Below are 15,597 nucleotides of genomic sequence, written 5' to 3' on the forward strand. Positions count from 1 at the left end.
CGACCCCGGCCCGCCGCCCACGCCCCGCCCCCGCCCACCCGGCGAGCACGGGGTCGGCGACCGGATCGGGCGGGTTCCGGTCGGTAACCCCGTGCTCGGGCGGGCGTCGGGCGCGTGGTCGGCGGTCGGGTGCAAGGGGCGGTCAGGCGAGGCCGGAGTCCCGCGCGACGATCGCCGCCTGCATGCGGGTCGCGACGCCCAGCTTCGCGAGCACGCGTGAGACGTGCGTCTTGGCCGTGGCCTCGGTGATGTAGAGGTCGGTCGCGATGCCCTGGTTGGACAGGCCGCGGCCGAGCGCCGCGAGCACGTCGACCTCGCGCGGCGTGAGGTCGGCGAGCCGCGGGTCGGGCCGGTCGTCGACGACGCCCCCGCCGCCCGACGCCGCGGGGTCCCCGGGGCCGTCCGCGCCGCCCGGGCGCGATCCCGAGTGGGGCCGGGGGGCGGCGTCGGGCACGGGGTCGCGCGCGAACGCGGCGAGGAGCCGGCGGGTGACCTCGGGTGCGAGGACGCCGTCTCCGTCGGCGACGCGCCGCACGGCGTCGATGAGCGCGGCGGGCTCGGCGGACTTGAGCAGGAACCCCGCGGCCCCGGCGCGCAGCGCCCCGTCCACGTACTCGTCGAGGTCGAACGTCGTGAGCACGAGGACCTCGGCGAGGCGCTCGCCGGTGATGACACGCGTCGCCTCGATGCCGTCGACGCCCGGCATCCGCAGGTCCATGAGCACGACGTCGGGCCGGAGCGCCCGGGCGTTCGTGACCGCGGCGGTGCCGTCCGCGGCCTCGCCGACCACCTCGACGTCGGGCGCGGCGTCGAGCAGGAGGCGCAGGCCCGCCCGGATGGCGGCGTGGTCGTCGGCGAGGAGCACCCGGACCGGTCGTCGCGTCACGCGTCCTGCCTCTCGACGGGCAGCCCGGCCACGGGGATCTCGGCGCGCACGGACCACCCGCCCGCGGGCAGCGGGCCGGCGCTGCACGTGCCGCCGAGACCGTCGGCGCGCTCACGCATCGTGAGCAGGCCGGTGCCGGCGCTCAGCGGCGCCTCGACCGTCCCGGAGCCGGGGGCGCCGTCGTCGCGCACCTCCAGCACGACGGCCGCCCCGTGCCGGGAGAGCTCGACGACGACCGGGGCGCCGGGCGCGTGCTTGAGCGCGTTCGTCACGGCCTCCTGCGCGATGCGGAACAGCGCCTGGTCCGCCGCCGCGGGCAGGGGCGACGCGGCGACACCGTCCGGGTCGTGGAGCGTGACGGTCGTCGTCGCGCGTGCGGCGGCGAGGAGCGTGTCGAGTCCGGCGAGGCGGCCGGGGGCGACGACGGCGTCGGACGCACCGCCGTCCTCGCGTCGCCCCTCCGTGCGCAGCAGCAGGATCATGGACCGCATCTCGTCGAGCGACGCGACGGCGCTCGCGCGCACCTGCTCGAGCGCGGCGCGGTCCTTCGCGGCGTCGGGCGGGAGGGCGAGCGCGGCGCCGGAGTGGATGGCGATGGTCGACAGGTGCGACGCGATGACGTCGTGCAGGTCGCGCGCCATCGCGGCCCGCTCCGCGCGGACGGCCTCGTGCCGGTCGAGCTGCGCGATGCGCTCGAGGTCGCTCGCGCGCTGGCGCTCCAGGTCGGCCGTGCGGGCCGACGCCTCGGCCTCGCGCGCGGCGAGGTCGGCGCGCTCGCTCGCGACCTCGGCGAGCTCGCTCGTGGTGCGCACGTTGGTGGCCCACCACATCGGCACGAGGAGCAGCGCGCTGAGCTGGAGCCCCATGTACACGAACTCCCGCACGTCCCGCGTGGCCTCGCCCGCCCCGACGGCGCCCACCGCCACGACCGTCGCCGCGACGCCCCAGAGCCACGCGCGCGCCCGGGGCCGCGACCAGAGCGCCGCGGCGTAGAGCAGGTCCCACAGGACGAGCATGAGGGCGAGGCTCCCGCCCCACCGCAGGTCGACGGCGGTGACGACGACCCCGCCGAGGAGCGCGAGGATCGGGTGCGCGCGCTTGACGAGGATGAGGAGGCACCCGACGCCGAGCAGCGCGACGCGCCACCAGGCGTGCGGGGGTTCCACGACGAACGACGCGCGGACGATGCCGACGAGCCCGACCTCGAGCAGCACCCACCCGAGGACGAACGTCGTCACGGCGGAGAACAGGTCGTTGCGCCGGTCCTCGATGCGCCACACTCCGCGGAGGGAACCGGTCAGCGCGCGCCAGCGCCCCGCCCGCCCGGGCGCGGTGGCGCGCGCGTCCTGCGTCCCGCCGTCGTGCGTGCTCACGCCCCCATCCCAGCACAGCCCGCCGGGCAGCGGATCGGTCGAACGGTGTACGACGCCCGCGCCCGCTCCCCGGAACTGCGCCCGTCTCGCTCCTCCGCGGCCCGCGGTGCGGCGCGCGGGTCGGTCGTTCGCCGGACGACGCGCGCGCGCCCGGACGGGAGGCTCGGGCCATGGACCTCCCCCTCGACCTCGACGCCGTCGGCGGTCCGGGCCTCGGCCTGGCCGCGATGGCCGGCGTGCTCGTCGTGCTGGCGCTCATCGACTCCACGAGCTTCGGCACGCTGCTCATCCCCGTGTGGCTCCTGCTCGCGCCCGGGCGGCTACGTGCGGGGCGCGTGCTCGTGTACCTCGGCACGGTGGCGGGGTTCTACCTCGCCGTCGGGATCGTCGTGCTGCTCGGCGCGGGCGCGTTCCTCGACCGGTTCGGCGACGCGCTCGACACGCGAGCCGCCGCGATCGTGCAGCTGCTCCTGGGCATCGGGCTCTTCGCGCTGAGCTTCCGGTTCGACAGCAAGCGCGCGGCGCGCAAGGCCGCGCAGTCCGACGCCGCCCCGTTCGGTGCCACCCCGTCCGCCGCCGGCCGGGCCGACGCCGTGGGGGCCAGCCCGTGGACCGGTGCCGGTGCCGGTGCCGAGACTGCCGGGCCGGGGGCGCCGTCGTCGCCCCCGCGCCCGGGGAGGCTCTCGCGGTGGCGCGAGCGTGCGCTCGGGATCGAGGCGGACGCCGTCGGGACCGGGGTGGTCCGGACGCGCTCGTCGGTGCTGCCGCTCATGGGGCTGGCCCTCGGGGCCGTCGCGATCGAGGTGGGGACGATGCTGCCGTACCTCGCCGCGATCGGGATCGTCACGACGTCGGACGTCGGCTGGCCCGGGAACGCTGCGATCCTCGCCGCGTACTGCGTCGTCATGGTCGCGCCCGCGCTCCTGCTGCTGCTCGGCCGGCTCGTCGCGGCGCGTGCGGTCGACCCGGTGCTGCACCGTCTCGACCGGTGGCTCACGAAGAACGCGACGGACATGACGGGCTGGGTGCTCGGGGCGCTGGGCGTGCTGCTCGCGCTCAACGCGTTCGGGCGCCTCGGCTGGGCCTGACCGGCCCCGGTTCTGTCGGCCGGCTCGCCGACCATGCGGCTGTGGCCCGCCCGGAGGTCCGGACGGGCCACGGCCGCATGGTCGGCGGGGTGGGTCAGTGCGACGTGCCGTTGGTCGGCGCGTCGCCCGAGCCCGCGAGCTGCGTGCCCGCGAGGTTGGCGATGAGCTGGTTGATGTCGACGCCGGTGAGCTGCTTGATGACGCCCTGGCCCTCGCCTAGGACGGACGCGACGTTCTTCGTGAGCGCGGACGCGCCGTCGGTCGAGACGACGGTCATGCCCTGGATGTTGCCGATCGGCTCGGCCGCGGCGCGCACGATCTCGGGCAGGCGCTCGATGAGCTCCTGGACGAGCGCCGCCTCGCCGTACTTCTGGAGCGCGTCGGCCTTGGCGTCGGTCGCCGCCGCCTCGGCGCGACCCTCGGCCTCGATCGCCGCGGCGCGGGCCTCACCCTCGGCCCGGATACCGGCCGCGAGGGCGACCTGGCGGTCGCGCTCGGCCTCACCGGCACGACGCACGGCCTGCGCGGACGCCTCGGCGTCCTGGATGGCCGCGGTCTTGTTCGCCTCGGCGATGACGGTGCGCTTGTACGCGTCGGCCTCGGTGGCGGCGTTCGCGGCGTCACGACGCGCGTTGGCCTCCTGGACCTCCGCGTACGCCTTGGCCTCGGCGGGCTTGCGGACCTCGATGTCGAGGCGCTCCTGCGTCACGCGCGCCTGCTCGGCGAGCGCCTCGCGCTCCTGCTGCGCGACGAGGCGGTCCTGCTCGGCGCGCGCGAGCTGGCCCGAGGCCTCGGCCTCGGCGTTGGCGCGGTCGGTGTCGGCCTTGATCGCGGCGCGCTTGAGGTCGAGGGCCTTCTGGCGCTCGGCGATCTGCTCGGCCGCCTCGATGACGGCGAACTCCGACGCGCGCTGGGCCTCGGCCTCGGAGACCTCGGCGACCTGGCGGGCGCGGGCCGACTCGGCGCGCCCGAGGTTCGCGAGGTAGTCCGACCCGGGCGTCGAGATGTCGGAGATGTTGAGCAGGTCGACCTGGAGGCCCTGCTCCGAGAGGTCGGCCTTCGTGGACTCGACGACGCGGTCGGACAGGCCCTTGCGGTCGGAGATGATCTGCTCGATCGTCATGTCGCCGACGATGGAGCGCAGCGAGCCCTCGAGGGACTCCTTGATGATCTCGGTGAGGGTGCCCTGCTGGGAGAGGAAGCGCTGGGCCGCGCGGCGCACGCCCTCCTCGTCGCCCCGCACCTTGAAGTTGATCGACGCCTTGATGGCGATCTTGATGCGGTTCTTGTCCACGCCCTCGACCGTGATGCCGATCTGGCGCTGCTCGAGCGAGATGGAGAAGCCCTGCTGGAGGATCGGCCAGACGAACGTGCGGCCGCCGACGACGACCTTCTGCCCGCTGCCCCCGGCCTCCTTGCGGCCCGCGCCGCGGCCGACGATGACCAGGGCCTCGTTCGGCGGGACGCGGCGGATGCGCTTGCTGATGAAGATGACCACCGCGAAGAACGCGATGACCAGGGCGACGATCGCCAGGGTCGTGATGAGGTTCGTGTCGTCGAACATGGTCCGCGCCGGGGCGCGTCTCCTTCCGTGGGTGCGGGCAGGTCAGGACGTGCGGCAGTCGTGCGGGTGCGCGGCACCCACGGGACGACGCGCGGGGCGTCGTGGTCGGTCCGTCGGACCTCAGTCGTTGGGGTAGTGCCGCTGGACGCGCACGCGGCTCCCGGACTGCTCGAGCACGACGACGCGCGCGCCCTCCGGGATCGGTTCGTCGGACCACGCGAGGCGGCGCTCGAGCTCGTGCGCCGCGTCGAGCGAGACCTCGCCGCGCGCGGGGTCGATCGCGGTGGTCGCGGTGCCCTGGACGCCCACGAGGGACACGGGGACGCCGTCCTCCGACGCGCGCAGGTTCTTGACCAGCAGCTGGACGAGGACCATGACGACGAGCGCCACGACGAGGGACCCGACGTACGCGAGCCAGGTCGGCAGGTCGTTGGAGGCCACGATCACGCCGACGGCGCCGAACACCACGCCACCGACGCCGAGCGTCGTCCCGGACACCGCGCCGTCACCCAGGTCGACGATCTCGCCGACGAGCAGCGAGAGGAGCAGGAGGGCGAGTCCGGCGATGCCGATGACGATGAACGCGATCATGCGAGGTCCCCTCGGACGGGTGGCCACGGCGCGGGAGTGGCGTGTGGAGTTGTCGTGAACGTACGCACACCTTACCGTGACCCGACCGTGCCGTGGGGCGATCCGGGGGTACGTCACATGGGGAGGACTCCCCACGGGGGAGTCTCAGACGCCCAGCTCGTCCAGCATCCGCAGCAGGTTGGCGCGGGCCGTGCCGGCGTACCCCTCGACCCAGTCGCCCTCGTAGCCCCGCGGCACCACCTCGACCGCGAGGAGGCACGACAGGTAGGTGCGGTACAGGCGCAGGCGCGTCCACGCGGCGGGGTCGCCGCTGCCGGGCGTGCCGTCGCCGAGGCCCAGGTCGCCGCCCTCGGCGGCGTAGCCCGCGAGGAGGTCCGCGTCGACGGGCCCGGCACCGAGCTGGTCGGCGCCCGCGAGCTCGAACAGCGGGTCGCCCCAGAGCGACCGCTCGGCGTCGAGCACGCCGACGATCCGCGGGGTGTCCGGCGCGAGCAGCACGTTCCCCGGCCACAGGTCCGCGTGCACGAGCCGGGGGACCTCGACGCGGGCGAGGACCTCGCGGTGCCGGGCGACGGCGTCGCGCACCCGGGCCTCCGGGAGCTCGACCCCCCACGTGCGCGCGTCGTCGAGCACGGCGTCGACCATGCGCACGACCGCGTCGGGCCAGGTCGCCGCGGCGAGGTCCGACGCGGGGGCCGGGTAGCCGAACCGGTCGCCCGCGATCCGGTGCAGCCGCGCCATGAAGGACCCGAGCCCGCGGCGGACGGCGGCGGACTCCGCCGCGTCGGCCTCGCGCGCGCTCCACAGGGTCCCGTCGAGGAACGTCACGACGAGCGCGTCGCCGTCCACGTGCTCGCGCGTCAGGTCGGCGTGCAGCACCTGCGGGACGGGCAGGCCCGCGGCGTGGGCGGCCCGGTAGGCCGCCGCCTCGGTGCCGGGGATGCCGTGCTCGTAGCGCAGGAGCCGGGACGTGTCGGCGCCCGTGACCTTGACGACGACGCGGCCCGGGACGTCGTCGGGCGTCGCGCCGGGCCGCGGGGCGAGGTCGACCGCGAAGACGCTCGCGAACATCCCGCCGCTCAGCGGCTCGGACCGCAGCGCCTCGCCGAGCGGCGCCACGAGCGCCGCGAGCTGGTCGTCCGTGACCGTCGTCCTGGTGAGCACGCGGCGATGCTACCGGCCGGGGCGGCGGCGCCGGACGCGCGCCCGCGACGGCCACCGGCGGGGTCAGGACGCCGTGAGCAGGCCCTGGTCCGTCACCGCGTCGAGGCTCAGGGTCCGGTACCCGTGCGTCTCGAAGAGCACGGTCACGCGGTCGTCGCCCTCGTAGCCCATGACGGTCCCCTCGCCGAACTCCGGGTGCCGCACCGTCGTGCCCGTCGACCACGGCGCGGACGCGTCGTCGGCGGCCCTCTCCTCCGCGGTGCCGGCCCAGCAGGTGTCGCAGCGCCCGCACGGCTCGGGCAGCTCCTCGCCGAGGTAGGCGAGCAGGAACTGGCGCCGGCACTGCGGGGTCTCGGCGTACGCGCGCATCATCTGCAGGCGCGAGTCGTCGACCCGGCGGCGGGCCTCCGCGAGCTCGTGCGCGACGTCGGCCACCGCACCCGGGCGCGCGTCCTCGCCGGCGAGCGCCCGCGCGTCCTCCACGAGCGCGCGCAGGCGCGCGAGGCGCCGGGGCAGCCGCGCCCGCCCTCCCGGCGACGACGAGCCCGACGCCGGACCGCCCCGGCCCAGGGCGCGCGCGACCTCGCGGAGGTCGTCGCGGTCGGGCACGCCGACGGCGAAGTAGCGCTGGAGGCCCAGGTCCTCCGGCCGGTAGAACAGCACCGCGACGGCGGGCTCGCCGTCGCGGCCCGCGCGGCCGACCTCCTGGTAGTAGGAGTCCGGGGAACCGGGGACGTCGGCGTGCACGACGAACCGCACGTCCGGCTTGTCGATGCCCATGCCGAACGCGGACGTCGCGACGACGACGTCCACCTCGTCGTCCGTGAACCGCCGCTGGGCCTCGTCGCGCTCGGCCCGCCGCAGCCCGCCGTGGTAGGCCGCGGTGCGCAGGCCCGCCTCCGCGAGCGCGTCGGCGACCTCGGCCGTGCGGCGTCGCGTGCCGACGTAGACGATCCCGACGCCGTGCTCGGCCTCCGCGCGGACGCGTTCGACGACCGCGCGGTCCTTGTCCGCCGCCTCGACGGTGCGCACGACCTCCAGCGCGATCCCCGGGCGGGCGAACCCGCGGACGATCACCGCGGCGTCGCGCAGGTGCAGGCGCTCGGCGACGTCCTCGCGCACGGGCGGGGACGCCGTCGCGGTGAGCGCGAGCACGGGCGGTCGCGGGTCGAGCGTGTCGAGGCGCTCGCCCACCCGGAGGTACTCGGGCCGGAAGTCGTGCCCCCAGGTCGAGACGCAGTGCGCCTCGTCGACCGCGACGAGGCTGGGCCGGGCCGCGCGGACGGCGTCGAGCACCTCCTCGTTGGCGAGCTGCTCGGGCGAGAGGAAGAGAAACTCCAGCTCGCCCGCCGCGGCGGCCTCGAGCGCGGCGCGGCGCTCGGCCGCGGGCACGGCCGAGCTCACGGCGGCGGCCCGCGCGTCGTCGTCGCCGAGCTCGAGGAGGGAGCGCACCTGGTCCTGCTGGAGCGCGATGAGCGGCGAGACGACGAGCGTCGGCCCGGGCAGCTCGAGACCGGGGAGCTGGTAGACCGCGGACTTGCCGGCCCCCGTGGGCAGCACGAGCAGGACGTCGCGGCCGTCGAGGAGCGCGGTGATCGCCTCGCGCTGCCCGGGGCGCAGGTCGCGGTAGCCGAAGACCTCCCGGGCGGTGTCGCGGACGTCGGCGAGGGTGGGCTCGTCGGTCACGGGCGGGGCACGTTGCGCAGGTTGGCGCGGGCCATCGAGACGACCTCGCCCATGCCGCCGCCGAGGACCTCCTTGCTCATCGCGACCGCGAACCCGCGGACCTGGCCCGCGGTGATGTTCGGCGGGATCGAGAGTGCGCGGGGGTCGGTGACGACGTCGACGAGCGCCGGTCCCGGCCGGTTCAGCGCCTCCTGGAGGGCGCGGCGCAGGTCCTTCGGCTTCTCGACGCGCACCGCCGGGATGCCGATCGCGTTCGCGACCGCGGCGTAGTCCACGGGCGGCGACTCGGTGCCGAACATCGGCAGGCCGTCGACGAGCATCTCGAGGCGCACCATGCCGAGGCTCGCGTTGTCGAACAGGACGACCTTGACCGGCAGGTCGTAGTGCTTGAGCGTCACGAGCTCGCCGAGCAGCATCGAGAGGCCGCCGTCGCCGGCCATGGCGACGACCTGGCGTTCGCGGCCCCCTGCACGCCCGGCGGCCGCGGCGCCGATGGCGTGGGGGAGCGCGTTGGCCATCGAGCCGTGGATGAACGACCCGATGACGCGGCGCTTCCCGTTGGGCGTGATGTACCGCGCGGCCCACACGTTGCACATGCCCGTGTCGACGGTGAACACCGCGTCGTCGGCGGCGACCTGGTCGAGCGTGTCCGCGACGAACTCGGGGTGGATCGGCGTCGTGCGCTCGACCTTCTTCGTGTACGCCCCGACGACGCCGGTCATCGCCTTCTCGTGCTTGGCGACCATCGAGTCGAGGAACTTGCGCGACCGCGCCTTCTTCACGAGCGGCAGGAGCGCGCGCACCGTCTCGCCGACGTCACCCACGACGGCGAGGTCGAGGCGCGTGCGCCGGCCGAGGTGGGTCGGGTCGACGTCGACCTGCGCCGTACGGACCGACTCCGGGAGGAACTGGTCGTACGGGAAGTCGGTGCCGAGCAGCACCAGGAGGTCGCAGTCGTGCATGGCGTCGAACGCGGCGCCGTAGCCGAGGAGGCCGGACATGCCGACGTCGAACGGGTTGTCGTACTGGATGAACTCCTTGCCGCGCAGCGAGTGGCCCACGGGCGCGGCGATCTTGTCGGCGAGCGCGATCACGTCGTCGTGCGCGCCGCGCACCCCCGCGCCGGCGAAGATCGTGACCTTCTTCGCGGCGTCGATCGCGTCCGCGAGCTGCTGGACGGCGGTCGCGTCGGGGACGACGCGCGGGGGCGCGGGCCGGCACGCGACGTCGGGCACGGCGGCCGGGGCGTCGAGGTCGGCGACGTCGCCCGGGAGCGTGAGGACGGAGACGCCGCGGGCGCCGTACGCGTGGTGGATCGCGGAGTTGATGACGCGCGGCGCCTGCTCGGCGCTCGAGATCATCTCCGAGTAGACGGAGCACTCGGTGAACAGGCGGTCGGGGTGGGTCTCCTGGAAGAACCCGGTGCCGATCTGCTTGCTCGGGATGTGGCTCGCGATGGCGAGCACCGGCACGCGCGACCGGTTGGCGTCGTACAGGCCGTTGATGAGGTGGAGGTTCCCCGGCCCGCACGACCCCGCGCACACCGCGAGGCTGCCCGTGACCTCGGCCTCGGCAGCCGCGGCGAACGCGGCGGCCTCCTCGTGGCGCACGTGGATCCACTCGATCCCCTTGCCCGCGTTCTCGCCCGCGTTGGACCGGTGCACGGCGTCGACCACGGGGTTGAGGCTGTCGCCGACGATGCCGTAGATCCGGCGCACCCCCGCCTCGATGAGCTGCGCGACGAGCAGGTCGGCGACCGTGCGGTTGCGCTTGTCCTGCGGGGACCGACCGATTCCGAACGGCATGACGTACCTCCACGGTGGGCTGGGGTCGTCCTCCATCGTGCGACGGGCCGCCCGGCCGCGCAGCGCGAGCGGGCGTCTCGTGCGTCACCCTCCGCGCGGCCGGGCCCGCGGTCGCCCCCCGACCGCGGGCCCGGCCCGGTGCCTCGGGCCGCCGCCTCAGACCGCGGGCTCGGCGTGCGTCGCGAACGGCGTCCGGCGTCGTGCGACGGCCGCCGCGTCGGCCTGCGCGAACTCCCCGTGGATCCCCGCGCCGGCCATGACCCCGGCCGCCGCCGACGCGCCGACCTGCGCCATGAGGTCGCTCGAGTTGCCCGCGGCCCACACGCCCGGCACGGCGGTCGCGCCGCGCGGGTCGGCGGGCACGAACCGGCCCGCCGGGTGCTCCTCGAGCGTCCCGCCGAGCTGCTCGAACAGCTCGCCGCGCGCGACGAACCGCGGCCCGACGACGACCGCGTCCACCGGGAACGACGTCCCGTCGGCGAGCACGACCGACCGCACCGACCGGCCGTCGACGTCGAGCCGCGCGACCTCGCCCTCGACCACGCGCACGCCGAGCGCCGAGAGCTGTTCCCACGTGGCGTCGTCGGGCTCGGGGGCGGTGTGCTGGAACAGCGTGACGTGCGGGGTGAGCTGGCGGAACAGCAGCACCTGGTGCGCCGCCGCGGGCCCGGTCGCGAGCACCGCGATCCGCTGCCCGCGGACCTCCCACCCGTGGCAGAACGGGCAGTGCAGCACGCTCGACCCCCAGCCCTCGCGGACCCCGGGGACGTCGGGCAGCTCGTCGACGAGGCCGGTCGCGAGCAGCACGCGGCGCGCGCGGACCGTCCCGCCGTCGTCGAGCGTGAGCGTGAAGCCGGACCCGGCGTCGCCGTCGGCGCGGGCGACGCGCGCGTCGCGGACCTCGGCGCCGTAACCCTCGGCCTCGGCGCGGCCGGTGGCGAGCAGCTCGCGCGGCGGCACGCCCTCGCGCCCGAGCAGGTTGTGCGCGCCCTCCGCGGGCGCGTTGCGGGGCTCGCCGGCGTCGAGCACGACGACGGACCGCAGCGACCGCGCGAGCGTCACCGCCGCGCTCAGCCCGGCGGGCCCGCCGCCGACGATCGCGACGTCGTAGGGGGCGTTCTTCTCGGTGGTGGTATCCATGACTCTCCTCGGCAGGGGACGGGGGTCCACCGCTGAGTGCGTGAAACAGTCGCGGGGATCGGCCCGGACGGCGACTGTTCGATGCACTCAGCGGGGGCGGCGGGCGGCCCAGACGACGCGGCCGCCCCGGGCGCGGACGGTGTGGTCGGTGGTGCCGGGCGCGGTCGCGGCGAGCACGGCGTCGAGCGCGGCGAGGTCGGCGGGCTCCAGCCGGTCCGCCAGGTGCTCGCGCTGGCGCAGCGCGGTGGCGTGCGCCCAGCGGGACGTGTCCGGCCCCGGCGGCACGACGGCGCTTGGCTCGCGCCGGTCCACCACCTCCAGCCCGGCGTCGGTCAGGTACGGGGTCCAGTCGGGGTAGCGGTTCCAGCCGGCGTGCGCCATGGCGCTCTCGAGGTGCGCGGCGAGGTCGGTGTGGTCCGCGCCGTCGGGCAGGACGGGCGACGTCGCGGTCATCTCCACGACGACGAGCAGGCCGCCCGGGGCGAGCGCGTCGCGGGCGTCGTGCAGGACGCGCGCCGGGTCGGCGACGTGGTGCAGCGAGGCCGACGCCCACACGACGTCCGCGACGCCGACGGGCGGCCACCCGGCGTCGAGGTCGGCCTCGACGGTGTGCACGCGGTCCGCGAGACCGGTCCCGGCGAGCCGGGCGCGCAGGCGGTCGAGCATCGCGGCGTCCGCGTCGACGGCGGCGACCTCGGCCTCCGGGAACGCCCGCGCGAGCGCCCGGGTGCCGGTGCCGGTCCCCGCACCGAGGTCGACCACGGCGCGCGTCGGGTCCGGGGCGTGCCCGACGGCGACCGCCACGGCCTCGTCGAGGAGGTCCCCGAACACGAGCGCGTCGAGCTCGAGCAGCTCGGCCAGCCCGGCACCGTCGTGCGGGCCGTGGCCGCCGTGGCCGTGGCCGTGGGAGTGGCCGAGCTCAGCGGAGTGCCCCGGGGCGTGACCGTCGCGGTGCGGGGAGACCGCGGCGGCGGCGTCGGGGGCGGGCGCGGGGCGCCCGGCGGCGGGGAGGTCCATGGCTCCACCGTAGAACGGCCGTGCGCGCTGAGCATAGGATCTTGCTCATGACGCAAGAACCGGACCTCGACGCCGTCGTGCGGCAGCGCATCCGCGGGCTGCGGCTCGCGCGCGGCTGGACGCTCGACGCGCTCGCCGCGCGCTGCTTCCTCAGCCCGTCCACGCTCAGCCGGATCGAGACCGGGCACCGGCGCATCGCTCTCGACCAGCTCGTGCCGATCGCCCGCGCGCTCGGCACGACCCTCGACCAGCTCGTCGAGCCCGTCGACGACGAGGACGTCGTGATCCGGCCCGAGCCGCAGCGCCGCCCGGGGGAGACCACGTGGCTGCTGTCGCGCGAGCGGACCGGGACGATGGTCGCGAAGATGCGCCTCACGCCCGAGCGCGCCGTCGGGCCGGAGCACCAGCGCGTCCACCCGGGGCACGAGTGGTTCACCGTGCTGTCCGGGACGGCCGTCGTCTACCTCGCGGACCGCCGGATCCTCGTCCAGGAGGGCCAGGCGGCGGAGTTCTCGACGATGGTGCCGCACTCGTTCGGCGCGCACGACGGCCCGGTCGAGATCCTCACGATCTTCGACCAGGAGGGCGAGCGGGCCCACCTCTCGGGCGCCGACCCGGCCTGAGCGTCACGCCGGCCGCGGCCGGACCGATATCCGGTCGATGCTCCCCGGGCGCGATCCGGCGCCCCGTCAGTGGGCCGGCGTGCCGTCCGTGACGTCCTCGCGGTCGGCGCTGCGTCGCAGCGACCGCAGGGCCACGAGCACCAGCACGACGGCGAGCGCGGCCGCCGCGACGACGACCTCGAACCCGGCGTGCGCGCCGCCCGCGTCGATGCGCGACCCGGCGACGGACGACCCGATCGACACCCCGACGCCGAGCGACGTCCCGACCCACGCGAGGCCCTCGGTGAGCTGGGTCGGGGCCACGAGGTTCTGCACGAGGTTGTTGCCGTTGATGAGCGTCGGCGCGATGGCGAACCCGGTGACGAACATGACCGCCGCGAGGACGGGGATCGACGTGACGAAGAAGAACAGCGAGACGCCCGCGGCGAGCGCGACGATCCCGATGACGAACCGGCGCCACAGCGGGGACACCCAGTGGCGGGCGCCGTAGACGAGGCCGGAGATGAGCGAGCCCAGGGCGAACACGGCGAGGATGACGCCGGCGGCGCCCTTCTGGCCCTCCTCCTCGGCGAACGCGATGGTCGAGACGTCGGTCGCGCCGAACACGATGCCCATCGCCACGAAGATCACGGCGAGCACGACCATCCCCGTCGACCGCATGGCCGAGCGCTGCTTGACGCCGGCCTCGGGCACGACGACGGGCGGCTCGGTCGCGCGCTGGGACAGGAACCACAGCCCGCCCACGACGGCCGCGACCAGGGGGACGACCAGACCGGCCGACGGCGACACGCTCGTGGCGAGCACGGTCGCGAGCACGGGCCCGACGACGAACACGAGCTCGTCGAGCGCGGACTCGAGCGAGTACGCGGTGTGCAGGCGCCGCGCGTCGGGCACGACGTGCGTCCAGCGCGCGCGGACCATCGAGCCGTACGACCCCTGCGTCGCGCCGGAGACGGCGGCGAACACGTAGAGCGTCCACTCGGGCGCGCGGAGCACGGCGCACAGGATGAGCCCGCCGAGCCCGAGCGTCGCGGCGGCGAGCAGCGGCAGCATGACGACGCGCTGCCCCGTGCGGTCCACGAGGCGCGCGATCTGGGGCGACACGACCGCCTGCGCCACGACGAGCGCGGCCGCGACGCGTCCCGCGAGCGCGTACTCGCCGTAGATGCCCTGGATCATGAGGATCGTGCCGATGCCGACCATGGACATCGGCAGGCGCGCGACGAGCGCCGCGGCGGAGAACCGCCACGCGCCGGGCAGCGTGAGCACGGCGCGGTAGGGGTTGCGGGAGGCCCGGACCTCGGCGTCGGGCGCGGTGCCCGACGTCGTCCCCTCGGTCGTCAGGTCGTCCCGCCGGTGCTCGGGGTTCTCGGGGTCGTCAGCGCGCGACGGGGAATCCTGGACCACCGTCCCAGTGTCGCACCCGGAAGCCGTCCGGCCGGTAGCGAATCCGTGTCGCCACGCCCGACGTGACCGCCGTCTCCGGGGTCGCGCCGTGGTTGTCCGGGGGCGCCGGGCCGACGACGATGGCGGCATGACCGACAGCCCCGCACCCCGCACGCCCACCGTCACCGTCACCGACGAGGGCGACCGCTTCGAGGCCCGCACCGACGACGGCGTCGTCGCCGGCTTCGCCGCCTACGTGCGGGAGCCGGGCGCGGTGATCTTCACGCACACCGAGGTCGACCCCGCGTTCGAGGGGCGCGGCGTCGGGTCCGCGCTCGCCGCCGGCGCGCTCGACAGCGTGCGGGAGTCGGGTGAGCGCGTCGTCGCGCTGTGCCCCTTCATCCGCGCGTACGTCGAGCGGCACCCGGAGTACGAGGACCTGACCCGGCGCTGAGCGCACGAGAGCCCCGGTCCGTCGGGACCGGGGCTCTCGCGGCAGGCGCGGGCGGCGTCAGGAGATCGTGCCGGTGCCCTCGCCCTCGATGCGCTCGTCGTGCAGGAGCTCGCCCTCCGCGTCCACGGGCGTGATCACGGCGTCGAACGTGATCGGCGAGCCGGGCTGGTAGCGGAAGTTCGTCGCGTACGAGTACGACTGGCCCGTCGCGAACGGGTACACCGACGGCTCGCGGTACGCCTGGTTGTGCATCGCGTCGTCGTGCACGCCCTGCGCCTCGTACAGTGCGTCGTCGACGATCGTGTCCATGCCCTGCATGTACGGCCAGTCGTCGTAGCGCTCGTCGATGCTCACGAGGCTCGAGCCGAGGTCGATCGGGTCGCCCTCGTTCGTGATGACGTAGTTGATGAAGACGATGTCGTCGCCCGCGGCGATGAGCGGCTGGTTGGTGTCCGGGTCGACGAACAGGCCGTCCTTCGAGGCCTGCGTGACGCCCACCTGGTAGACGTCGACGCGCACGTCGCCGACGTTGAACGTCGAGATCTGCTCGCCCGGCGTCGCGACGGGGTTGGCCCAGTCGGGGAGCTCGCCGTCGGAGCCGGTCTCCGCCGCCGCGTCGTCGGTCTCCTCGGCGTCCTCGGCGGGCGCGGACTCCTCCGTCGTCGTCTCCTCGGGGGCGGACGTCTTCGGGGCGTCCCCGCCGTCGACGGCGACGGTGCACGCGGTGAGGCCGAGCGCGAGCGCGGCGGCGACGGTCAGGCGGGCGGCGGTACGGGCGGGACGCATGAGTGCTCCGGTGGTTCGGGGAGGGGTTCCGCAC

Annotated in this window: 14 protein-coding genes; 3 read left to right on the forward strand and 11 right to left on the reverse strand. The window is 75.5% G+C overall.

Features of this window, described 5'->3' with window-relative positions:
• Positions 1–142: 142 nt before the first annotated feature.
• Both E1O70_RS07185 and E1O70_RS07190 read right to left on the reverse strand, forming a co-directional pair.
• The gene (locus E1O70_RS07185; RefSeq protein WP_061267000.1) at positions 143–886 is read right to left on the reverse strand and encodes a response regulator; all 744 of its coding nucleotides are present in this window, start codon (positions 884–886) and stop codon (positions 143–145) included.
• Complete coding sequence (locus E1O70_RS07190) at positions 883–2,259, reverse strand: sensor histidine kinase (RefSeq protein ID WP_061266999.1); 1,377 nt, start codon at positions 2,257–2,259, stop codon at positions 883–885. The genes E1O70_RS07185 and E1O70_RS07190 overlap by 4 nt, the downstream gene beginning before the upstream one ends.
• Before the next feature lie 170 nt (positions 2,260–2,429).
• On the opposite strand from E1O70_RS07190, the gene E1O70_RS07195 reads away from it, so the two are divergent.
• Positions 2,430–3,347 carry a GAP family protein gene (locus E1O70_RS07195; RefSeq protein WP_061266998.1) on the forward strand — a complete coding sequence of 306 codons (918 nt, stop codon included), beginning with the start codon at positions 2,430–2,432 and terminating at the stop codon, positions 3,345–3,347.
• A gap of 94 nt (positions 3,348–3,441) precedes the next feature.
• On the opposite strand, the gene E1O70_RS07200 is transcribed toward E1O70_RS07195, so the two are convergent.
• The 7 genes from E1O70_RS07200 to E1O70_RS07230 all read right to left on the reverse strand — a co-directional run bounded on the left by E1O70_RS07200 (position 3,442) and on the right by E1O70_RS07230 (position 12,314).
• On the reverse strand, positions 3,442–4,911 hold the full coding sequence (locus E1O70_RS07200; protein ID WP_021482496.1) for a flotillin family protein: 1,470 nt from the start codon (positions 4,909–4,911) through the stop codon (positions 3,442–3,444).
• A 120-nt stretch (positions 4,912–5,031) separates the two neighbouring features.
• A complete protein-coding gene (locus E1O70_RS07205; RefSeq protein ID WP_021482495.1) occupies positions 5,032–5,502 on the reverse strand; it encodes an NfeD family protein in 471 nt (156 codons plus the stop codon).
• A gap of 144 nt (positions 5,503–5,646) precedes the next feature.
• The gene (locus tag E1O70_RS07210; protein WP_061266997.1) at positions 5,647–6,666 is read right to left on the reverse strand and encodes a phosphotransferase family protein; all 1,020 of its coding nucleotides are present in this window, start codon (positions 6,664–6,666) and stop codon (positions 5,647–5,649) included.
• A gap of 63 nt (positions 6,667–6,729) precedes the next feature.
• The gene (locus E1O70_RS07215; protein WP_061266996.1) at positions 6,730–8,352 is read right to left on the reverse strand and encodes a RecQ family ATP-dependent DNA helicase; all 1,623 of its coding nucleotides are present in this window, start codon (positions 8,350–8,352) and stop codon (positions 6,730–6,732) included.
• Positions 8,349–10,157, reverse strand: coding sequence for a pyruvate dehydrogenase (locus E1O70_RS07220; protein ID WP_051028717.1), 1,809 nt, complete (start codon positions 10,155–10,157; stop codon positions 8,349–8,351). The genes E1O70_RS07215 and E1O70_RS07220 overlap by 4 nt, the downstream gene beginning before the upstream one ends.
• 156 nt (positions 10,158–10,313) lie before the next feature.
• Positions 10,314–11,297 carry an NAD(P)/FAD-dependent oxidoreductase gene (locus E1O70_RS07225; protein ID WP_061266995.1) on the reverse strand — a complete coding sequence of 328 codons (984 nt, stop codon included), beginning with the start codon at positions 11,295–11,297 and terminating at the stop codon, positions 10,314–10,316.
• Between the two features lie 87 nt (positions 11,298–11,384).
• Complete coding sequence (locus E1O70_RS07230) at positions 11,385–12,314, reverse strand: class I SAM-dependent methyltransferase (protein WP_082774273.1); 930 nt, start codon at positions 12,312–12,314, stop codon at positions 11,385–11,387.
• A 47-nt stretch (positions 12,315–12,361) separates the two neighbouring features.
• Between E1O70_RS07230 and E1O70_RS07235 the strand changes: the two genes are divergently transcribed.
• Positions 12,362–12,937: a helix-turn-helix domain-containing protein gene (locus tag E1O70_RS07235; RefSeq protein WP_009861301.1), complete on the forward strand. Its 576-nt coding sequence runs from the start codon at positions 12,362–12,364 to the stop codon at positions 12,935–12,937.
• Between the two features lie 66 nt (positions 12,938–13,003).
• Here E1O70_RS07235 and E1O70_RS07240 read toward each other — a convergent pair whose 3' ends face one another.
• Positions 13,004–14,344: an MFS transporter gene (locus tag E1O70_RS07240; RefSeq protein ID WP_370670904.1), complete on the reverse strand. Its 1,341-nt coding sequence runs from the start codon at positions 14,342–14,344 to the stop codon at positions 13,004–13,006.
• A 127-nt stretch (positions 14,345–14,471) separates the two neighbouring features.
• Between E1O70_RS07240 and E1O70_RS07245 the strand changes: the two genes are divergently transcribed.
• On the forward strand, positions 14,472–14,777 hold the full coding sequence (locus tag E1O70_RS07245) for a GNAT family N-acetyltransferase (protein ID WP_061266992.1): 306 nt from the start codon (positions 14,472–14,474) through the stop codon (positions 14,775–14,777).
• 57 nt (positions 14,778–14,834) lie between these two features.
• Here the strand turns inward: E1O70_RS07245 and E1O70_RS07250 are convergent, their stop codons facing one another.
• Entirely contained in the window at positions 14,835–15,563 is a 729-nt protein-coding gene (locus tag E1O70_RS07250) for a hypothetical protein (RefSeq protein ID WP_061266991.1), read from the reverse strand.
• Between the last annotated feature and the right edge of the window lie 34 nt (positions 15,564–15,597).

It is taken from the genome of Cellulosimicrobium funkei, assembly GCF_004519295.1.
GTDB lineage: Bacteria > Actinomycetota > Actinomycetes > Actinomycetales > Cellulomonadaceae > Cellulosimicrobium > Cellulosimicrobium funkei.